Consider the following 19335-nt stretch of genomic DNA (forward strand, 5'->3'; position numbering starts at 1 on the left):
TCGTCATCGACGCTACGCCCCCGCGCCGATCGTGGGAGGCCCTGGCAGGGCCCCCGACGCGACGGCCCGCAGGAGGCGCGGTGCGCGTCCGTCCGGCACCGCGCCTCCTGCGGGTGGTCCGCTCGGGCACCGGTCACCGTGAGACACGCTTCCGGGTGGGAAAGTGCCCTGACTCGCGGCTCGGCTCGCGCGGTGCGCGGCGTAGCAAGGAGCCAGACGCAGCACCGGGTGGTCCGGTGCCGGACGAAGGAGTCGACATGGCAAGCGGAGTGGCAACGGTATGGGTGCCCGTGACCGACATGGGGCGGGCGACGGCGTTCTACCGTGACGCGCTCGGCCTCACGGTGAAGGACGAGAGCGACGACTGGACCGAGATCGACGCGAACGGCCTGATGATCGGCCTCAACGGTCGCGAAGAGGCCGCGGCGTCGAGCGAGGGCGGGGCGGTCATCACGTTCCAGCCCGATGGCAGCCTCGAGGACGCCCTGGCCGACCTGCAGGCGCGCGGCGCCGACGTGACGGGCACGATCAGCGAGCACCCGTGGGGCCGCATCCTGCCCTTCAAGGACTCCGAGGGCAACGACCTGCAGTTCTACACGCCGCCGACCGACTGACGTCGGGGCCCCCAGGAGGCGCGGTGCCGGTCCGACCGGCACCGCGCCTCCCGCGTGTGGTGGCGCCGCGGCAGGGCCGGTTGCGCCGCGGTCGCGTCGACCCGGCCGCGACCCCCCATGATGTGGGGATGGTCACCGAGATCCTCATCCTGAGCAACCTGCTCGCCGGCCCGCAGCACGGGTACGACATCAAGCGGAACGTGCGGCGCCCGGGCCTCGGCGTGGTCAACAACAACGCCGTCTACACGACGCTGAAGCGCCTGCACGACCGAGGCGCGCTCGACCGTCGCACCGTGGAGACCACGGGTCGCCCGAACCGCCAGGTGTTCTCGCTGACCGACGCGGGCCGCGACCTGCTGATCGGGCGGGTCGCCGACTTCCCCCTCTCCCGCGCCGGCGACGACGAGGAGTTCTACGTCCGGTTCGCGCTGCTGGACCTGGTCGACGAGGCGACGCGGGCGACGATCTTCGCCACACGCCTCCAGGCCCTCGACGAGCGCATGGCGACGGCCCAGGCCTACCTCGACGCCAGCGACGACGACGCGACGCGCTTCCCCGTCCAGTCGGTCGCGATGTTCCGGCACCTGCTCGACCAGCTGCGCAGCGAGCGGGCCTGGGTCGAGGACTACTCGCGCGACGGCGAGATCGGTGAACCCAGGGCCTCGTAGAGCGGGGCACCTTTTTCGTCCCGTCCATTGATGACTAGTACCAACTGGACTAGCGTGACCTCGAAGCCACGCGTCAGCCGATCGCGTCACCTCGTCGCCGGCAGCCGACGTCACCGGCGTGGGCCGGCCCGGGCGACGAGGCGCCGTCGGGTCGTCGTGGCAGGGGCGTCACCGGTCGGGCCGGGGTGACCGCGGGGGGTCGCGGGCACTCCGGAGGTGACGGCCTGCAGGAGGAGCGGGGTCGTCTGAACCGACACCGCACCTCCTGCAGGTGAGGCGACCGGCTCAGGCGTCGAAGTCGGTGGCGCGGCTGCGCTCCGCCCACGCGTCGACGTCGCGGCGGAGGTCGTCGAGTGCGCCCGTGACGATCTCGACGGCGTCCGAGCCGAGCAGCAGCAGGTACGGAGCCTCGCCCGAGTCGACCGCGTCGACGAGCAGGCGGGCACCGGCGGCGGGGTCGCCGGGCTGGGTGCCGTCCGAGGTGTCGGCCTCGATGCGGCGACGACCGGCGGTCTCGGCGTAGTCGGCGATGGGCGTGGCGGACTGCGTGAGCGAGCGCCCCGAGAAGTCGGTGCGGAACGAGCCCGGTTCGACGACCGTCGCCGTGATGCCGAGCGGGGCGAGTTCGGTGCGCAGGGCCATGGTCATCTGCTCGATCGCGGCCTTGACGGCGCCGTAGTAGCCCGAGCCGGGGCCCGTGCGGCGGGCGCCGATCGACGACAGGTTGACGATCGTGCCGCTGCGGCGGGCACGCATGCCGGGCAGGACGGCCTTGACGGTGCGGACGCTGCCGTGGAAGTGCGTGTCGAACAGGCGCGCCACGTCGGCGTCGTCGCCCTCCTCGACGGCGGAGCGGTAGCCGTAGCCGGCGTTGTTGACGAGGACGTCGACGCCGCCGAACCGCTCGGTGGCGAGGTGGACGGCCGCGGTCACCTGGTCGGGGTCGGTGACGTCCAGGGCGGTGGCGACGGCGTGGTCGGGGTGGGCGTCGGCGATGTCCTGCACGGCCGAGGCGTCGCGCGCGGTGACGACGACGTCGTGTCCGCGGGCCAGCGCCTCCTCGGCGAAGGCTCGCCCCAACCCCGTGGAGCAGCCGGTGATCAACCAGGTCGACATGTGGTCTCTTCTCTCTCGTGCGTCGCGGTCGCTGACGCGCCGCACTCCAGACAACCAAGGAGGCGCGGTGCCCGTCGGGCCGGCACCGCGCCTCCTGACCGGGGCCGGCCGCTCGCGGCCCGTTCTGGGGCCTCGTCTCACGACGTCGTCCCCCGTAGCGTTGAGGGGTGTCAGCGGGTGTCGTGGGTCGGACGTCTGCCCGCAGCCTCGCCGCGCCCAGGGACGCCCGCGAGGCACCGCGCGTCGGTCCGCCGACCGACGACGACTCCCTCCGCCACGGGACGGAGCGGAGCATGGCGGCGACGCTGGCCGTCGCCGCGTCCCTGCTGGTGCTGCTCGCCCTGCCGGACTTCACGGCGGATCACCTGCCGGGGATGACGCCGCTCGTCGTCGTGTCGCTGTTCCTCGGCGGGTCGATGCTCGCGGCCCTGCCGCTCGCGCTGCTCCGGCGGCCGGGGCCCGTCCGGGCAGGCCTGTGGATCCCCGTCGCGGCCTACGTCGGCCTGCTCGTCATCGAACCGTTCCAGACCCACCGCGAACCGGTGGACGAGGGGACGATCCCGTGGCTGGTGGGGTTGTCCCTCGTCGCGTTCGCCTGCACGGCGGTGGCCGAGGTCGACCCCGTGCGTGCCGGGATCATCTGCGGGGGCATCGACGCGGCTCTGGCCGCTGCCTACTGGGGACGGTTCCCGTTCGTCGACAACCTCCTCGAGTTCATCGGCCTCGGCCTGCTCGCCGCAGCGCTCGTCACGGGCGTGAAGGCCCTCCGGGCCCGGGCCGATCGGGCCGACGCGGCCGAACACCGCGCCCAACTGCTGTTCGAGAGCCAGCAGCGGCACGAGGCCACCGAGGTCGAACGGGTGCGGACCGACGCACTGTTGCACGACACCGTCCTGGTCGCGCTCCTCACGGCCGGCGGCGACCACGCGCCCGAGCGGACCGCGGCCGTCGCCCGGTCGGCCCTGGACATCGTGTCGGACGAGAGCCACCGCGCCACGCTCCAGCCGACGACGGCCCCCTTCGGCGACGCCCTCTCGGCCGCCGAGCCCGAGCTCGCCCCGCTGCGCGGCGCCGCCCGGGTCGACCTGGCCGCGGTCCGCGACGTCCTGCTGCCGCCCGCCGCGGCCGAGGCGCTCGTGTCGGCGACGCTGCAGGCCCTGACCAACAGCGTCCGTCACGCGGGAGCCTCGGCCGACCGGGCGGTGACGGCCACGCGCCTCGAGGGCGGCGGGCTCCGCATCGCCGTCTCGGACGACGGAGCGGGCTTCGCCCCCGAACGGGTCTCCCCCGAGCGGCTCGGGGTGCGCGTGTCGATCCTCGAGCGCGTGAGGCTCGTGGGGGGCACCGCGAGCATCCGGTCGGCACCGGGTCGCGGGACCGCCGTCGTCCTGGAGTGGCACCCGACCAGCGGCACCCCGACCGTCACCCGCCGCCCGGGCGAGGGCCTGCTGAACCTGATCCCCCGGCGCCTGCTGTCCCGCGCCCTCGGCGTCGTGATCGTCGTGGCGGTCCTCATCGCCACCGTCGACGCCGTCCTCGTCACCCACGCGTACGGCTCCGTCGTCGCCTCGCTCCTCGGCCTGCTGATCCTGCCCGCGCTCGTCCGCGGGGCGAGACGGGGCTGGATGTCGAGCCGGACGGCGTGGGGCACGACGGCGGTCAGTTGCCTGCTCTGCGCCGTCGCCACCATCGGGCTCGACCCGGCGACCTTCGACTACGTGTCCATCGCCCGGTACACGTGCGGCGTCCTGGCCGGAGCCGTGATGGGGTGGATGGCCGGACGGAAGGGGCCGCCCGCCGTCGCCGTCGCGGTGCTCGTCGCGCAGATCACGCTGTGGGCAGGACCCACCGGGGCCATCCGCCTGGGACTCGCCGGCGAGATCGTCGTCGTCGTGGCCGCCCTGCTGATGCACCACGCGATCCGGCAGGTCACCTCGGCGGCCCGGGTCGCCGCGGGCCGGCACCGCGAGCTCACCATCGCGCAGGCCGAGCTCGACGCCGTCCACCACGAACGGCATCGACGGCTGCAGCACGCCCACCGCACCGTCGCCCCGACCCTTCGGCACGTCGTCGACGCCCGGGGCCACCTCGACGAGGCCACCCGGGCCGAGTGCCGGGTGCTCGAGCAGGCGCTCCGGGACGAGATCAGGGGGCGCGGCCTGCTCAACGACGCCGTCCGGGCGAGCGTCGAGGCGCTGCGGCGCCGGGGGTCGCTCGTGCAGGTGCTCGACGACGGCGGACTCGACGACATCCCACCCGAGACCCTCGACGCCCTGCTCGACGACGTCGCGAGCCGTCTGGAGCCCGTCCGGTCGAGCCGCGTCGTCGTCCGGTCGGGCCACCCCGAGTCCGGCACCGCCGTCACCATCGTCGCGTCGACCCCGGACGAGACGGCCGCGGCCCTCGGTCTTGACGCCGACGACGAGGTCGACCTGTGGGCCACGATCCCCCATCCGGTGGCTGCCGGGGTCGCACCCCGAGGAGGCGAGCGTCGACCACATCCGTCGGCTCCCGTCAGCAGCACCTCGTCCGCTATTGTCACAAAACATCGATAAGTGTCATCATCGGCTCAGTTGTTGACGATTGGATCACCGATGGCGAATTGGCCGGCACACTCGACGCGCACCGTGCCGTGGACCAGCTCGAGTCGTCGTGGCACCCGAGAAGATCGAGTGCTCGCCGAGATCCAGGCGTCGATCCCGCCGATGATCGCCGACCTCGCCGTCCCCGTGGTCGCCGACCGCGATCTCTCCCGAGCCCGCTACGAGGCCGTCGACCTCGAGCGCGTCGCCGACGGCGTGCTCAGCCCGCTCGCCGGTTTCCTCATCCGCATGGAGTCGGTGGCCTCGAGCCGCATCGAGCACGTCGAGGCGTCATCCCTCGCGTTCGCCCGAGCCATCGGCGGTCTGAAGGAGAACACCTCGGCGATGTCGATGGTCGCCGCCGGCGCCGCCATCGCGAAGCTCATCGCTGCTTCCGGCGCGACCATCTCGCTCGACGAGATCCTCACCGCGCACGAGGCTCTCATGCGAGACGACCCGGACCTGGCCGAGCGACCGTACGCCGGGCGCGTGCGCGACGTGCAGAACTGGATCGGCGGCTCGCAACACTCCCCGCGGAACGCCCTCTACGTCCCGCCGCCGCCGGCCGAGGTGCCCGCCCTCCTCGACGACCTCGTCGCGTTCTCGAACCGGGACGACGTCGAGCCGACCACCCAGGCGGCGATCGCGCACGCGCAGTTCGAGAGCATCCACCCGTTCACGGACGGCAACGGTCGCATCGGCCGCGCTCTCATCGGGGCGATCCTCCGCCGCCGCGGCGTGACGCCGCACACGGTGCTTCCCCTGGCCAGCGCCCTCGCGGCGGACACCACCCACTACTTCTCGCTGCTCACCGCCTACCGCTCCGGCGACGTCGCCCCGATCGTGACGGACCTCGCGCTCTGCGTCGAGACCGCGGCCCGCGAGGCCCGAGGCACGGCACGTCTCTTCGCCGGGTACGTGGACGCCTGGCGCGACCAGGCGGCACCCCGAGCCGGCAGCGCGGCCGACCGCCTCCTGCCCGTCCTGCTGACGTTGCCGGTCTTCACGGTCGAGCAGCTCGTCGACGAGATGCGCGACCTGCCCGAGCGAAGCGTCTACAGGGGCGTCGAGGTGCTCGTGGAACACCACGTGGTCGAAGCAGTCACCGAACGTGTCCGCGGGCGCGCCTACGCCGCGATGGACGTCCTCGACGAGTTCGACGACCTCGACACCCGCATCCGCGAGCGCATCACCCGACTGCGCGGGTCCTGACACCCGCAGGAGGCGCGGTGCCGGCTCGACCGGCACCGCGCCTCCTGCGGTGGCCGCGTCGTCCATGTCGCGTGCGTGTCGGGGCTGAGGGACCCTGGCGGAGCCTCCCTGCCCCGCCCGCGCCGTCCTAGCGTCGAGAGCGACCCGGCCCGGCGGGCACCCCGCCGCCCGGAGCCGGCGTCCGGCACCGGACGTCCCGGCCCCGACACCCACCACCAGGAGCTCAGCCATGTCAGATCAGCCCGTCCAGGTCGGCGGAGGGCGCACCCTCTTCGGCGACTTCGCCCCCAAGCTCGCCGAACTCACCGACGACGTCCTCTTCGCCGACGTCTGGAACCGCCCCGAACTGTCCGCGCGCGACCGCAGCCTGGTCACCGTCGCGGTGCTCACCGCCGGCGGCAACACCGAGCAGCTGCGGTTCCACCTCGGCCGCGCCGTCGAGAACGGCGTCACCCGGGACGAGCTCGTCGAGGCGATCACCCACGTGACGCTCTACGCGGGCTGGCCCCGCGGGATGGCCGCCATGGGCGTCGCCCAGGAGCTCTTCACCGACGACGCAGACGACGACACCGACGAGAAGTGAGGAACCCGTGAAGATCCTGCCCCCGCAGCCCACGACCCTGAACCCCGACGAGCAGTTCCCGGGCCAGGTGTGGCTCGACCCCATCGTCACCCCGCAGACCGACGACCAGCGCGCGACGGTCGCGAAGGTCCGCTTCGCGCCCGGCGCGCGGACCGCCTGGCACCACCACGCGCGGGGCCAGTTCCTGTACGTCACCGAGGGCGTCGCCCGGTTCGGCACCCGTGACGGAAAGGTCGTCGACGTCCACCCCGGGCAGACGATCTACCTCGCGCCCGGCGAGGAGCACTTCCACGCCGCCGCCGAGGGCAGCTTCATGGAGCACGTCGCCATCCTCGAGGCCGCCGACGACCCGGCCACCACCACGACCTGGCTCGAGCGCATCACCGACGAGGACTACGCCGGCCGGGACGCCGGCTGAGGCGCCGAGACCCCAGGAAGTCGCCGAGGAGGCGCGGTGCGATTCGAACCGGTACCGCGCCTCCTCGGGTCGCTCCGTCGCGCGGCCGAGCCGTTCGCGGCCGAACGCTCGTAGGGTCGAGGGATGACGACGACGACGTGGACGACCCTGCAGCTCATCCTCTCCGCCGTGGTCGTGTGCGGCGCGCTGCTGACGAGGGGTGGCAGTGACCTCGTGGGCGTGCTGATGATCCTCAGCGGGTCGGCCTCGATCGTGGTCGGGCTGCGGGCCATGGCCGTGACCCGGCGCGTCGAGAGGCAGCACGCCGCCCTCGAGGCCGGCGACGCCCCGACGCACGAGCGCTGACGCCGGCAGCCCGGACGGCACCGCCGACGCCACCGCCACCGCCAATCCCCCCGACCACCACCGAGCACGAGGCCCCCATGACCGACATCCCCTGGACCACCGGCACCTGGACCACCGAGCCCACGGCCGTCGACGTCGCCGACGACGGCATGCGCGTCACGGCGGCCGAGGGCAGCGACGCCTGGCGCCTCACGTCGTACGGCTTCGTCCACGACACCGAGCACGCCCTGGTCGCCCCGTTCGAGCAGGGCACCGCCATGGAGGTGTCGTTCGTCCTCGACTTCTCGGCCCAGTTCGACCAGGCCGGGATCTTCGTCTCGGTCGACCCCGAGACCTGGGTCAAGGCCGGGGTCGAGCTCAGCGACGGCGAGCAGAGCCTCGGCGCCGTCGTGACGCGGGGCGAGTCCGACTGGTCGCTCTCCCCCGTCGAGTGGACCGGCCGCACCGTGACGATCCGAGCCAGCCGCTCCGGAGACGCGCTCACCATCCGGGCCCGGGTCGACGCCGAGCCCTGGCGCCTGGTCCGCGTCGCCCCGCTCTCCCCGGACGCCGCGGCGAGCGCCGGCCCCTTCTGCTGCGCCCCCTCGCGCGCCGACCTCACCGTGCACTTCACCTCGTGGACGACGTCCGCCGCCGACGAGAGCCTGCACCCCGAGGACTGAGCACCCCGCCCGGGGCACCCCGTGGGCTGAGCACCCCGGCCCGGGCACCCCGCGGCCGGCGTCAGGCCACGGGGTTGCGCGGGGGCAGGCCGTCGAGCACCCGGGCCACGTCCTCGGCCACGGCCACGCCCATCGCCGCGTTGGCGACGTCGGTGTAGGCACCGATGTGCGGGGTGAGCAGCACGTTCGGTGCGGTGACGAGCGGGTCGTCGGCCCCGAGCGGCTCGTGGGCGAAGGCGTCGAGGGCGGCACCCGCGAGACGGCCGTCGCGCAGGGCGGCGACCAGCGCCTCCTCGTCCACGAGCCCGCCACGGGCCGCGTTGACGAAGTAGGCGCCCGGGCGCATGCCCTCGATCAGCCGGGCGTCGACCAGGGGCGGCTCGCCGGGCGTCCCGGGCAGGTGCAGGCTGACGAAGTCCGAGCCGGTCACGACCTCCTCGAGGGAGGCGCGGCGGACGCCGGCGGCGTCCGAGACCTCGTCCGGCACGAACGGGTCGTAGGCCACGACGTCCATGTCGAACCCGGAGGCGCGGCGGGCGACCGCCTGCCCGATGCGTCCGAAGCCCACGAGGCCCAGCGTCCGGCCGGTCAGTTCGACGCCGGCGAAGCGGTCCCACCGTCCGGCGAGCATCGAGGCGTGGGCCGGGACGAGTTGCCGCGCGAGCGCGAGCATCGCGCCGAGGGCGAGGTCGGCGACGGCTCCCGAGTTGCTGCCGGGCGCGTTCACGACGACCACGCCGGCCGCGCGGGCGGCGTCGAGGTCGATGTTGTCGACGCCGACCCCGTGCTTGGCGACGACCCGCAGGGCGGGCGCGGCGGAGAACACCGACGCGTCCACGGCGTCGAGTCCGACGACGACCGCGGAGGCACCCGTGCGGACCAGCTCGGCGGCGAGGTCGGGGCCCGAGAGCGGATGCGTCCCCTCGGGGAGGCTGGCCTCGAGACCCGCGGCGACCAGCGCCTCCCAGGGGCGGGGCGACTGCTGGCCGAAGCTCGGCGTCGTCACGAGCACCCGGGGTGCGTCGGCGGCGCTCACGCGAACTCCACGCCGACGACGGTGAGCACCGAGTAGACGCCGACGGCGGTGACGGCGACGCTGCTGAAGGTGAGGGCGACCGTCCAGAACGCCGACCGTCGGAACCGCCGCGGCACCGAGCGTCGCAGCTTCCAGACGGCGACGACCACCGCCAGCAGGAACACGCCGCCGGCGACCCCGCCGATCTGGACCATCAGCACGGGCGACTTGATCACGAGGAAGCTCGCGGCCCAGATGGTCGGCATGACGACGGTGAGGACGCGGATGATCCGGAGGCGCGTGGCGACGTCCTCCCACCGGTAGAAGCCCAGGATCGCGAGGGTGTTCGACCACAGCCGCGGCACGGAGGCCGTCGAGGCGACGAGCGTGGAGAAGAGCACGAAGAGGGCGCCGACCAGGAACACCCAGTAGCCCGCCGTGCCGAGGGTGTCCGAGTACATGCGCGACAGGGTCACGATCATCTGGTTGCCCTCGGGCACGAGGCCCTGCGGGTTCAGCACGGCGGCGCCGATGACGTAGAACGAGAGCGTGCAGAGGGTGCAGATGACCCACGAGACGAGCACGTCGAGGCGCATGACCTTGATCCACCCCTCGGCGCGGCGCGCTCGCTCCTCGGTGCCGTCGTCGGGGCCGGTCCAGCGCGCGTACCCCTTCTCGAGGCACCAGTAGGTGTAGGTCGTCATCTCGTCGGCGCCGACCCCGGTGATGCCGAACATGGCGATCGCGAAGCCGATGGCTCCGGCGGGCAGCGCGAAGGTGAGACCGCTCGCGAGGTCGCCGCCGCCGTAGCCGAACGGGGTGAGGGGCAGGCCCACGGCGAGCGCGACGGTGATGACCGTGAAGAGGACGACCGAGACCAGGGAGGCGCGCTCGACGATGCCGTAGCGGCCCGAGAGCATGAGGGTGACGGCCGCGACGAGCACGACGATCGTCCAGAACCAGAGGGACGGGGTGCTCAGCGGTTCGCCCGCCACCGGGAACATGATCGACAGGCACGCGACGGCACCGCCGATGATGCCGCCGCGCTGCAGCACCTTGGCGAAGTCCATCAAGATCCACAGGAAGTTGATCCAGCCGCCCCGGCCGGTGCGCGGTCCCACCTCGCTGAACCCCTGCAGGGCGGTCTTGCCGTGGAGGATCGCCCACTGGGCGAGTTCCATCTGCACCCAGACCTTGACGCCCGTGCTGACGATGACGAGCCAGAGCAGCACGAAGCCGGCCTTCGACCCGAGGGCCGTGGTCGTGATGAGCTCGCCCGAGCCGACGACGGCGGCCGAGAGGATCAGGCCGGGGCCGAGGTAGCGGAAGCGTTGGAGGAAGGTCCTCGGGGCGGCGGCGACGTCCTGCGCCCGCAGGGCGTAGGGGTCGCGGACCTCGCTCGACGGGGTGGGCCTCGCGTCCGCGGTGGACGCGGCAGCCGCGGCGGCCGCGGGCAGATCGGTGGTCTGCGGGCCGTTCTGGCTCGTGTTCACGGTGTCTCCCTTGACAGTCGGAATCGATCGAGCATGACATGTGCTGCGCGTTGCGCGCAAGACGGTCTGCGCGATCTACGCGACACATGACGCCGACAAGATCCTTGACTTTCTTACTGAGCGCGCTCAGAATTGAGTACGCTCGGGCCGGTGCCGAGTGGCATGCGTGGACGCCGCGTCGCGCGCCCTACCCGCCGGCCCCGTCACCCACAGCCACACCCCAAGCCCTCAGCCCTCAGCCCCAGCCCCCAGGAGCATCCCCATGCGAGCCTTCGCCTTCGACGCCTACAAGCAGCCCCTGCACGAAGTCGACGTGCCCGAGCCGACCGTCGGTGACCACGACGTCCTGATCGCGGTCGCCGCCGCCGGTCTGAACCACCTCGACGCGAAGATCCGCGAGGGCGAGTTCACGCTGATCCTCCCGTACCGGACGCCCCTCGTCCTCGGCCACGACGTCGCCGGGACGGTCGTCGAGGTCGGCGGCTCGGTCCGCAGCCTGAAGCCCGGCGACGAGGTCTTCGCCCGCCCCCGCGACCACCGGATCGGCACCTTCGCCGAGCGCATCGCCGTCGACGAGGCCGACGTCGCCCTCGCCCCGACCTCGATCAGCACCGTCGAGGCCGCGTCGCTCCCCCTCGTGGCCCTCACCGCCTGGCAGGCCCTCGTCGAACGCGGCGACGTGCAGCCCGGTCAGAAGGTCCTCGTCCACGCGGGTGCCGGTGGGGTCGGTTCGATCGCGATCCAGCTCGCGAAGCACCTCGGCGCGCACGTCGCGACCACCGCCTCCTCGTCGAACGCCGACTTCGTGCGCGAGCTCGGTGCCGACGTCGTGGTCGACCACCGCACCCAGGCCTTCGAGCAGGAGCTGTCCGGCTACGACCTCGTCCTCGACAGCCTGGGCGCCGAGAACCTGGCGAAGTCGCTCCGGGTGCTCCGCCCCGGCGGCATCGCCATCGGCATCCAGGGGCCGCCCACCCCCGCTTTCGCGAAGGACGCCGGACTGAACCCGGTCGTCCGCCTCGCCATCGCGGCCCTCAGCCGTGGGGTCCGAGCCCGGGCGAGGAAGCTCGGCGTCCGGTACGAGTTCCTCTGGATGCACGCCGACGGCGTCCAGCTGCGAGAGATCGCCGCCCTCGTCGACGCGGGCGCGATCCGACCGGTCGTCGGCGCGACGCACCCGTTCGCCGAGACGGCGACCGCGCTCGACGGCCTCGGGAAGGTCCGCATCCGCGGCAAGGCGGTCGTCACCCTCCCGTGACGGCCGACGTGACGGCCGGCACCACGGCCGACGTGGCACGTCAGCGCGGCAGGATCACCTCGAGCTGACGTCGCACCCCCGCCACGATCTCGTCGTCCGGCACGGACTCGTCGACCGCCGACGACATCGCGAGCATCATCACCGCCGACACGACGTGGGCGAACGCGGCCGCGTCGGAGGGCGTCGCCGAGGTGAGGCGCGCGACGATCCCGGCCACCGCCTCCTCGGTCCTGGCCACGATCGCGAGCGCCTCGGCGTGGTGCGGCTCCGTGGCGTCGCCGAACGCCATCTCGCGGAGGTAGGTGCGGCCGTTCTCGACCTGGGCCCGGTTGCAGTGCACGATCGGCTCGAGGACGGCGACGACCGCGTCCAGCGCGGTCGTGGCAGTCGAGGAGGCGCGGATCCCCTCGTCGAGGGAGCGCGCGTAGGCCGCGTTCTGCGCGAGCAGCAGCAGCTCGCCCTTCGTGCGGGCGTACAGGAACAACGTGCCGGCGCCGACGTCGGCCGCCTCGGCGATCTGCTGCGTCGTCACCTCGTCGACCCCGTGTCGGCTGAACAGGTCGGACGCGGCCCGCGTGATGCGCTCGAGCTTCTCCTGCTTGTTTCGCTCGCGCCGGCCGAGCGGCGGGGCTGACGACGTCATCGGATCTCCCGGAATAGAAACTGACTGAACTCAATTATGACATGAGTCACCTATGGCGGCTCGGTCTCGAGCCGCCTCATCCTCGCACCACCCCGGAAGGAACACCCATGACCGACATCACCGGCTCCGTCGTCCTCGTCACCGGAGCGAACGGGGGCATCGGCACCCGTTTCGTCGAGGCCGCCCTCGCCCGCGGCGCCGCGAAGGTCTACGCCACGGCCCGCACCCCGCGCACCTGGGACGACGAGCGCGTCGTGCCCCTCACCCTCGACGTGACCGACCCGGCCTCGATCGCCGCCGTCGTCGAGGCGGCGCCCGACGTCACCGTGCTGGTCAACAACGCCGGTGCGAGCACCCCCACGCCCGGCATCCTCAGCCACACCGACGACGAGATCCGCGCCAACGTCGAGACCAACTTCCTCGGGCCGCTGTTCCTCGCCCGGGCCTACGCGCCGCTCCTCTCGGCGCACGGCGGCGGCACGGCCATCGTCGACATCCACTCGGCGCTGTCGTGGTTCGCCGTCGCGGGCATCTACTCGGCGACGAAGGCCGCGCTGTGGTCGGCCACGAACTCGCTGCGCCTCGAGCTGCAGCCCGCGGGCGTGCAGGTCGTCGGCGTGCACGTGGGCTACGTCGACACCGCGATGGCCGCGGGCGTCACGGACGCGAAGACCGACCCGGCGACCCTGGTCGCCGACGTGCTCGACGCCCTCGAGGCCGGCGAGCACGAGGTCCTCGCCGACGAGACCTCGCGCCAGGTGAAGGCCGGCCTGTCGGCGCCGCTCGAGGCGCTCTACCCGCAGCTCGCCGCGCGCTGACCGGTGACGTCGAGGAGGCGCGGTGCCGGCCCGACCGGCACCGCGCCTCCTGCGCTCGGTCGCGTCAGCTGTAGCAGGCGCGGTTGATCGCCACGAGGAACGGCCCGTCGACGGCGCCGCCGGCCTCGACGTAGCCGCCGATGGCCTCCATCGCGAGGTCGCGGCGCTGCGGGACGCGCTCCTTCTCGGCGGCGGCGAGCCACCCGGGCATCTCGGCGCGCGTGCGGTCGGTGCAGTAGACGGGCGAGCCGGGCTGCTGACGCCAGGACTCGGCGAGGACGCCGGCGTCGACGGCGTCGAACCCGGTCTGCTCGACGAGCTGCATGGCCACGGCGCGGTCGGCGTCGCGGTCGGCGGCCACGGGGATGGCGACGCGGGAGGGGTCGCCGGGCTCGGTGGCCTTCGCGTCGAACGACTGCGAGATGATCGCGTTCCACGCCTTGGCGATCGGGCGTCCGAACAACTCGGACAGCCAGACGCTCTCGGGGACGCCCTGCTCGAAGTCGTGCATCGAGCCGTCACGCATGGGGTAGTAGTTCGACGTGTCGACGACGACCGCGCCCTCGGGGGCCGACCGGACGTGCTCGGCGATGTCGGCGTTGCGGTTCATCGGCACCGAGACGATCAGGACGTCGACGCCCCGGGCGACCTCGGCGGCGTCCACGGCGCGGGCGCCGGTGCGGAGGGCCGCCTCGTCGATCGTCTCGGGGCCGCGGGAGTTCGCGATGGCGACGTCGTGCCCGTGGCGGGCGAGGCGGCGGGCGATGGTGGAACCGATGGAGCCGGCCCCGATGATCCCGATCGTCAGGTGTGCTCGTTCTTCTTCTCGTACGTCAGACATGCCTCCAGCATGAACGTTGCCATTAGTGTGAAGGTCAAGTCGGAGGAGGACTCGTGCGCATCGGTGAACTGTCGACCAGGACGGGCGTCCCGTCGCGGATGCTCCGCTACTACGAGGAGCAAGGCCTCATCACCCCGACCCGGCTGGCGAACGGCTACCGCGACTACGACGAGCGCCTCGTCGACCGGGTGGGCAAGATCCGCGGCCTGATCGACGCGGGCATCCCCACGCGCATCGTGACGGACATCCTGCCCTGCCTCGGCCAGCCGCAGACGATCGTCGTCGAGAACGCCGAACCGGGGCTCGTCGAGTTGCTCGAGACCGAGCGCGACCGGATGACCGAGAAGATCGAGTTCCTCACCCACAACCGCGACGCCCTCACGAGCTACCTCGGCGCCCTCGAGGACGCCGGCGTCGAGCGTCCGGAGACCCGGGCCGGGTGACCCGGGCTGCTCGACGCGGGCCGTGCCGGGGTCAGCTGGTCGCCGGCCGGGGTCGGCCGGTGGCAGGGCGGGGTCAGCTGATCGCTGGCCGGGGTCAGCCGGCGACGGGGCGGGCCAGGATCAGGTTCGTCATGACCTGCGTCATCACGGCCCGGTCGTGCTGGTCGAGGAGTTCGATGCGGGTGCGGACCACTCCCCGGTCGGGACGCGACGCCGAGGGGCGGGCGTCGACGACGGTGAACCGGGCGCGGAGCACGTCGCCGGGGTGAACGGGAGCCGACCAGCGCAACTCGTCGACACCGGGCGACGCGACGCTGGCGCCCTGGTTGAGGTAGGACGCCACCATCAGGCGCATCATCATGGCGGTGGTGTGCCAGCCGCTGGCCACGAGTCCGCCCAGCGGCGTCGCCGCGGCCCGTTCGGCGTCGACGTGCATGTCGTGCGGATCGAATCGGCGGCCGAAGTCGACGATCTCGTCCGCCGTGACGCGGTACGAGCCGTGCTCCAGCGTGAGGCCGGGCACGTAGTCGTCGAGGAAGCGGTCGGCGAGCCGATGCGCGAAGGGCGAGGTGTCGTCGGCCGCGGCTGCGGTCCCGTCCGGTTCGTAGGGCACTCCTTCACCCTAGGTCGGCCGAGGAGGCGCGGTGCCCGTCGACCAGTCCGCGTACGATTCCGGCATGAGCCGCTTGGACGACATGCCGTTCGCCAGGGTCTATCCCCTGTACGTGGCCAAGGTCGAGCGCAAGGGCCACACGAAGGCCGAGGTCGACCAGGTCGTGACCTGGCTGACCGGTTACGACCAGGGAGAGATCGACCAGCACGTCGCCGACGGCACCACGTTCCGCGACTTCTTCGCGGCCTCCGATCTGAACCCCCGGGCCTCGCTCGTGACGGGTGTCATCTGCGGCGTCCGCATCGAGGCCCTCGACGACGAGCTGACCGCGAACATCCGCCGTCTCGACAAGCTCGTGGACGAGGTCGCACGCGGCCGCCCGATGGCGAAGGTGCTGCGGGAGGGGTGAGGCGTCGCACCGCGGGGTGACACGTCGTCTGTGACGCCGAGACCGGCCGATCACAGCCCGGCCGGGAACGCGTTGCGCCGCCCGTACACCGTCAGCGCGAACGCCACGACCCCGAACCCGATCATCAACACCGGCAGCACGAGCCCGTCCGCCACGGTCAGCAAGGCCGCCCCGACGATCCCCGCGAAGAAGATCGCCACGTTGAACGCCACCGGCAGGAAGGCGTTCGCGACGTCGGCGTTGTCGCCGCCGACGGTGGTGAGCGCCGCCTGCAGCTGGGCCGACGCGCCGCCGAACGTGACGCCCCAGAGCACCGCGGCGACGACCACCGCCGGCACCGAGGCGTGCCCGACGAGCAGGACCACCCCCGCGACGACGAACACGGCGACGCTGCCGTGCAGCAGCGCCCGCGGGTGCCGGTCGAGCAGCGCCCCGGTGACGACGATCCCGCCGATCGAGGCGATGCCGTAGATCAGCAGCGTGACGTCGACGCCCAGCCCCGACCCACCGGCCCGCAGGTACGGCGAGACGTAGGTGTAGATCGTGTTGTGGGCGAGCATCCACGCGGCGATGACGGCGAGGATGACGGCGATCCCCGGGATGCGGAACACCCGCCCGAGCGAGAGCCGCGCCCCCGCCGGCGCCGGTGCCGCGTCGGGGACGATGCTCGCCACGAGCGCGAAGACGACGACCCCGAGCAGGGTCAGCCCACCGAACGACCACCGCCAGTCGAAGGCCGTCCCGAGCCACGAGCCCAGCGGCGTCCCGAACGCGAAGCCGACGGGCGCACCCGCCGAGACGATCGCGAGCGACAGGCCGGCACGATCGGGCGGGCTGATCCGCCGACCGTAGGCCGCGAGCATGCCCCAGATCACGCCCGAGAACGCCCCGGCCACGAACCGCGACACGAGGGCGAGGGCGATGACGGGCGAGAGCGCCGTCACCGTGTTCGCGACGACCAGGCCGGTGATCGCGATCAGGAGGAGCGGCTTGCGACGCATCCCCCGGGTCAACGTGATGGCCGGCACGGTCGCGACCACGGTGCCGAGTGCGTAGGCGCTGATGAGCAGTCCCACGGCGCCCTCGCTCGTGTCGAGGCCGTTCGCGATGACGGGTAGCAGGCCCGCCGGCATCGTCTCCATCGCGACGAGGATGAACCCCATCGTCGCCAGGACGACCAGCGAGAACACCGGCAGCCGCTCGCCGGGCCCTCCGGCGACGGAGGCGCGGGGCACGTGGGTGGGGACGGGCGCTGTCGACATGGTGAGGTCCTTTCGGGCGCGGGGATGCGCCTCCTGGGGGTGAGCCCAGTGGTGCGGGAAGAAGAAGGAGGCGCGGGTCAGGTGACGGGGTCGGCGGAGCGTGCCCGTTCGACGACGTTCTCGGTCGCCGCCCACGAGGCGAGGAGGCGCAGCCCCTCGTCGGACGCGGAGCCCGGGACGGCCGTGTAGACGGTGAGCGAGTGCCCGGGGGTGTCCTGGAGTTCCATCACCTGGAAGTCCAGCTCGAGCAGGCCGACGGCCGGGTGCCGGAACTCTTTCGCGCCGGTGTAGTGGCGGCGGACGTCGTGGGCGGCCCAGCGGGCGCGGAACTCGTCGCTGCGGATGGACAGTTCGCCGACGAGGGCGGCGATGCCGGCGTCGTGGGGGTTGCGTCCGGCGTCGCGTCGGAGGATGGCGACGTTGACGGCGGCTGCGCGCTCCCAGTCGGGGTAGAAGTCGTGGGCGCCCGGGTCGAGGAAGATGTAGCGCGAGTGGTTGGCGGGGCGCAGGGTGCTGCGGTACATGTCGGAGTAGAGGGCGAAGCCGAGGGCGTTGGCGGCGACGAGGTCCATGCGGGTGTTGGTGACCATCGCGACGGCGCCGGTCATGGCGTCGAGCATGTGTTGCACCGGGGACTGGGCGATCTTCTGTTCGCTGGTGACCGGGGGCTTGCGGCGGGAGGGGACGGAGGCGCGGGCGAGGTCGTAGAGGTGGTCGGTCTCGGCCTGGTCCAGGCCGAGGGCGCGGGCGATGGCGTCGAGGACGCTGTCGGAGACCCCGCCGAGGTTGCCGCGTTCGAGTCGGGTGTAGTAGTCGACGCTGACGCCGGCGAGGCGGGCGACCTCGTCGCGTCGGAGCCCGGGGACGCGTCGCTGGCCGCCGGCGCTGACGACGCCGGCCTGTTCGGGCGAGAGGCGTGCGCGGCGGGTGGCGAGGAAGTCGCGGACCTCGGCTCGGTTGTCCATGCGTCCGACCCTACGGTCGGCGGTTCGGCGCAACCAGGCCCTGTCGGGGCCAGGTTCGGCGGGGCCTGGCTAGGAGCTCCGGACTCTTGGAACAACGCACATCTGGCGGCCGGACTTGTCAGCTCCGGACTACGACCGAGGGGGCACTTTACGCAAAGGTCATCTCGTCAACGACGGCGGCGTTTGCCAAGGCAGCAATGGCTAGCAGCCCCGGGGTCTTTGGGCTCCCGTAGATTCGAGGGCTGTGAAAACCATTGAGCCAGATCCAATTCCCGTCAAGCGGCTTTATGCCCACGCCTTGCTCAGCCTCATGGTTGTGGGAGTTCTGGTCGAAGTCACGGTCATAGCCGGCGGCCCCTGGAGATCAGGGAAGGACTCATCAATAAGTCTCGAATGGATGGCGGAGTGGGGTTCAGCCCTTAGTAGTGCGACGCCCGACGCGTTGCTCGCTTATGTCGCGCTGACACTTGTGTTGTACGGGATATCGATCGGCGGACAGAGTGCTTTTCCCAGCGCATCCGAGAGAACACGAGTCCGACGGACTGTCGGCTTCATGGGCGCGATTCTTGCGATGAGCACCATGGCTCTCTTCTTCTTTTCTATCGCCGCCGCCATCGCGGACCAGAGCCTCATACCGCCTCTGCTGATCATCGTGCCGACGGCCCTCCCCGCGTGGCTGCTCGGGGTCGAAGTGAGTCGCTTCGTGGTTCCGCGACACGGGCGACAACTGGAGCTTGCGGAAGAGCAGTTGACGCTCGTAGAGACGCAGATTGCTCGCCTTTCCGCCTACGTCCAGCCCCTCGCCCAGGCTGCCGTTTCTCTCGCCGCAAGGGGGCTCGGCGTCGGCTTACTTGTCGGTGTCACTGTGATTCTCGAGGCGCCACGTCTCTTCCTTCCGGCTTTCTTGATCGGGTTGACGTTCTGCACCTTGTCTCTCGGTCTGGTCAGCGGCATCACCTCGAGCAACATCGTTGAGACGAAGCGGCGCAGCAGGTGGACGGCTACCGCCATGGCCGGAATCTTCTTCGGTCTGCTCGTGCTGCTTGGTGCGGCCAATCTCTTGGCGATGTCTGAAAGCGCCCTCATTGCCAGTGCAGTGTTTCTGGTCGTCATGCCATTGCTCTTGTTCAGTTATCGCGGCCAGGCGACATCACCGATGCCTACCGGCAAAAGAAGGCGGTGGTCGCTGAAAGCCGGCGCCATCGCACTCGAGGATGACTCCCTCAGGCGGAAAAAGCAGCACCTCGAAGGACGCATCAATCAGCTCCGTCAGACCCCCGCCGGTCCGCCGCCTAGGACTGCGCGCAAGCGACTACTTTCCGCTATGCACGAGCTGCTCGACTAGCTTGATCCCCACGGGCGCTGCCCTGCGCGT

At 72.0% G+C, this 19335-nt stretch carries 20 protein-coding genes and 1 pseudogene; 13 read left to right on the plus strand and 8 right to left on the minus strand.

Annotated elements, in window-relative coordinates; translation table 11 throughout:
* The first annotated feature begins 257 nt into the window (after positions 1–257).
* Positions 258–614: a VOC family protein gene (locus HQQ78_RS12855; RefSeq protein WP_173153774.1), complete on the plus strand. Its 357-nt coding sequence runs from the start codon at positions 258–260 to the stop codon at positions 612–614.
* A gap of 128 nt (positions 615–742) precedes the next feature.
* The gene (locus tag HQQ78_RS12860) at positions 743–1282 is read left to right on the plus strand and encodes a PadR family transcriptional regulator (protein ID WP_173153777.1); all 540 of its coding nucleotides are present in this window, start codon (positions 743–745) and stop codon (positions 1280–1282) included.
* A 285-nt stretch (positions 1283–1567) separates the two neighbouring features.
* On the opposite strand, the gene HQQ78_RS12865 is transcribed toward HQQ78_RS12860, so the two are convergent.
* The gene (locus HQQ78_RS12865) at positions 1568–2398 is read right to left on the minus strand and encodes an oxidoreductase (protein WP_123571410.1); all 831 of its coding nucleotides are present in this window, start codon (positions 2396–2398) and stop codon (positions 1568–1570) included.
* A gap of 293 nt (positions 2399–2691) precedes the next feature.
* Between HQQ78_RS12865 and HQQ78_RS12870 the strand changes: the two genes are divergently transcribed.
* The 6 genes from HQQ78_RS12870 to HQQ78_RS12895 all read left to right on the plus strand — a co-directional run bounded on the left by HQQ78_RS12870 (position 2692) and on the right by HQQ78_RS12895 (position 8200).
* Positions 2692–4953, plus strand: a complete 2262-nt coding sequence (locus tag HQQ78_RS12870) for a sensor histidine kinase (protein WP_173153780.1) — start codon at positions 2692–2694, stop codon at positions 4951–4953.
* A gap of 117 nt (positions 4954–5070) precedes the next feature.
* Positions 5071–6192, plus strand: a complete 1122-nt coding sequence (locus HQQ78_RS12875) for a Fic family protein (protein ID WP_173153783.1) — start codon at positions 5071–5073, stop codon at positions 6190–6192.
* A 229-nt stretch (positions 6193–6421) separates the two neighbouring features.
* On the plus strand, positions 6422–6775 hold the full coding sequence (locus tag HQQ78_RS12880; RefSeq protein ID WP_173153786.1) for a carboxymuconolactone decarboxylase family protein: 354 nt from the start codon (positions 6422–6424) through the stop codon (positions 6773–6775).
* Between the two features lie 7 nt (positions 6776–6782).
* Entirely contained in the window at positions 6783–7193 is a 411-nt protein-coding gene (locus HQQ78_RS12885) for a cupin domain-containing protein (protein WP_173153789.1), read from the plus strand.
* Positions 7194–7316: 123 nt separating this feature from the next.
* Positions 7317–7538, plus strand: coding sequence for a hypothetical protein (locus HQQ78_RS12890; RefSeq protein WP_173153791.1), 222 nt, complete (start codon positions 7317–7319; stop codon positions 7536–7538).
* Between the two features lie 77 nt (positions 7539–7615).
* Positions 7616–8200, plus strand: coding sequence for a DUF1349 domain-containing protein (locus tag HQQ78_RS12895; RefSeq protein ID WP_173153794.1), 585 nt, complete (start codon positions 7616–7618; stop codon positions 8198–8200).
* Positions 8201–8261: 61 nt separating this feature from the next.
* On the opposite strand, the gene HQQ78_RS12900 is transcribed toward HQQ78_RS12895, so the two are convergent.
* Both HQQ78_RS12900 and HQQ78_RS12905 read right to left on the minus strand, forming a co-directional pair.
* Entirely contained in the window at positions 8262–9236 is a 975-nt protein-coding gene (locus HQQ78_RS12900; protein ID WP_173153797.1) for a phosphoglycerate dehydrogenase, read from the minus strand.
* Complete coding sequence (locus HQQ78_RS12905; protein ID WP_216844339.1) at positions 9233–10708, minus strand: Nramp family divalent metal transporter; 1476 nt, start codon at positions 10706–10708, stop codon at positions 9233–9235. The genes HQQ78_RS12900 and HQQ78_RS12905 overlap by 4 nt, the downstream gene beginning before the upstream one ends.
* Before the next feature lie 262 nt (positions 10709–10970).
* On the opposite strand from HQQ78_RS12905, the gene HQQ78_RS12910 reads away from it, so the two are divergent.
* Positions 10971–11966 (plus strand): NADP-dependent oxidoreductase, encoded by a 996-nt coding sequence (locus tag HQQ78_RS12910; RefSeq protein WP_173153801.1) that lies wholly within the window; start codon positions 10971–10973, stop codon positions 11964–11966.
* Positions 11967–12006: 40 nt separating this feature from the next.
* Here the strand turns inward: HQQ78_RS12910 and HQQ78_RS12915 are convergent, their stop codons facing one another.
* Positions 12007–12609: a TetR/AcrR family transcriptional regulator gene (locus HQQ78_RS12915; RefSeq protein ID WP_173153803.1), complete on the minus strand. Its 603-nt coding sequence runs from the start codon at positions 12607–12609 to the stop codon at positions 12007–12009.
* Between the two features lie 107 nt (positions 12610–12716).
* Here HQQ78_RS12915 and HQQ78_RS12920 point away from each other — a divergent pair, with 107 nt between their 5' ends.
* The gene (locus HQQ78_RS12920; RefSeq protein ID WP_173153806.1) at positions 12717–13427 is read left to right on the plus strand and encodes an SDR family oxidoreductase; all 711 of its coding nucleotides are present in this window, start codon (positions 12717–12719) and stop codon (positions 13425–13427) included.
* Positions 13428–13491: 64 nt separating this feature from the next.
* On the opposite strand, the pseudogene HQQ78_RS12925 reads toward HQQ78_RS12920, so the two are convergent.
* Positions 13492–14274: pseudogene (locus HQQ78_RS12925) on the minus strand (NADPH-dependent F420 reductase); the annotation flags it as partial.
* Between the two features lie 47 nt (positions 14275–14321).
* Here HQQ78_RS12925 and HQQ78_RS12930 point away from each other — a divergent pair.
* Positions 14322–14711 carry a MerR family transcriptional regulator gene (locus tag HQQ78_RS12930; RefSeq protein ID WP_123571417.1) on the plus strand — a complete coding sequence of 130 codons (390 nt, stop codon included), beginning with the start codon at positions 14322–14324 and terminating at the stop codon, positions 14709–14711.
* Between the two features lie 94 nt (positions 14712–14805).
* Here the strand turns inward: HQQ78_RS12930 and HQQ78_RS12935 are convergent, their stop codons facing one another.
* Entirely contained in the window at positions 14806–15324 is a 519-nt protein-coding gene (locus HQQ78_RS12935) for a MaoC family dehydratase (RefSeq protein ID WP_173153812.1), read from the minus strand.
* A gap of 64 nt (positions 15325–15388) precedes the next feature.
* Here HQQ78_RS12935 and HQQ78_RS12940 point away from each other — a divergent pair, with 64 nt between their 5' ends.
* The gene (locus HQQ78_RS12940; protein ID WP_173153815.1) at positions 15389–15733 is read left to right on the plus strand and encodes a DUF2200 domain-containing protein; all 345 of its coding nucleotides are present in this window, start codon (positions 15389–15391) and stop codon (positions 15731–15733) included.
* Between the two features lie 50 nt (positions 15734–15783).
* On the opposite strand, the gene HQQ78_RS12945 is transcribed toward HQQ78_RS12940, so the two are convergent.
* Both HQQ78_RS12945 and HQQ78_RS12950 read right to left on the minus strand, forming a co-directional pair.
* Positions 15784–16995, minus strand: a complete 1212-nt coding sequence (locus HQQ78_RS12945) for an MFS transporter (RefSeq protein WP_173153818.1) — start codon at positions 16993–16995, stop codon at positions 15784–15786.
* A gap of 77 nt (positions 16996–17072) precedes the next feature.
* Positions 17073–17960, minus strand: a complete 888-nt coding sequence (locus HQQ78_RS12950; protein ID WP_173153821.1) for a helix-turn-helix transcriptional regulator — start codon at positions 17958–17960, stop codon at positions 17073–17075.
* A gap of 244 nt (positions 17961–18204) precedes the next feature.
* Between HQQ78_RS12950 and HQQ78_RS12955 the strand changes: the two genes are divergently transcribed.
* Complete coding sequence (locus HQQ78_RS12955; protein ID WP_173153824.1) at positions 18205–19305, plus strand: hypothetical protein; 1101 nt, start codon at positions 18205–18207, stop codon at positions 19303–19305.
* Positions 19306–19335 lie beyond the last annotated feature (30 nt).

This window comes from Frigoribacterium sp. VKM Ac-2859, assembly GCF_013204925.1.
Classification (GTDB): Bacteria; Actinomycetota; Actinomycetes; order Actinomycetales; family Microbacteriaceae; genus Frigoribacterium.

Coding starts and splice junctions, on each gene's coding strand:
- HQQ78_RS12880 (WP_173153786.1), top strand. CDS start 6,422: ATGTCAGATCAGCCCGTCCAGGTCGGCGGAGGGCGCACCCTCTTCGGC.
- HQQ78_RS12915 (WP_173153803.1), bottom strand. CDS start 12,609: ATGACGTCGTCAGCCCCGCCGCTCGGCCGGCGCGAGCGAAACAAGCAG.
- HQQ78_RS12910 (WP_173153801.1), top strand. CDS start 10,971: ATGCGAGCCTTCGCCTTCGACGCCTACAAGCAGCCCCTGCACGAAGTC.
- HQQ78_RS12950 (WP_173153821.1), bottom strand. CDS start 17,960: ATGGACAACCGAGCCGAGGTCCGCGACTTCCTCGCCACCCGCCGCGCA.
- HQQ78_RS12855 (WP_173153774.1), top strand. CDS start 258: ATGGCAAGCGGAGTGGCAACGGTATGGGTGCCCGTGACCGACATGGGG.
- HQQ78_RS12890 (WP_173153791.1), top strand. CDS start 7,317: ATGACGACGACGACGTGGACGACCCTGCAGCTCATCCTCTCCGCCGTG.
- HQQ78_RS12895 (WP_173153794.1), top strand. CDS start 7,616: ATGACCGACATCCCCTGGACCACCGGCACCTGGACCACCGAGCCCACG.
- HQQ78_RS12940 (WP_173153815.1), top strand. CDS start 15,389: ATGAGCCGCTTGGACGACATGCCGTTCGCCAGGGTCTATCCCCTGTAC.
- HQQ78_RS12870 (WP_173153780.1), top strand. CDS start 2,692: ATGGCGGCGACGCTGGCCGTCGCCGCGTCCCTGCTGGTGCTGCTCGCC.
- HQQ78_RS12920 (WP_173153806.1), top strand. CDS start 12,717: ATGACCGACATCACCGGCTCCGTCGTCCTCGTCACCGGAGCGAACGGG.
- HQQ78_RS12865 (WP_123571410.1), bottom strand. CDS start 2,398: ATGTCGACCTGGTTGATCACCGGCTGCTCCACGGGGTTGGGGCGAGCC.
- HQQ78_RS12945 (WP_173153818.1), bottom strand. CDS start 16,995: ATGTCGACAGCGCCCGTCCCCACCCACGTGCCCCGCGCCTCCGTCGCC.
- HQQ78_RS12860 (WP_173153777.1), top strand. CDS start 743: ATGGTCACCGAGATCCTCATCCTGAGCAACCTGCTCGCCGGCCCGCAG.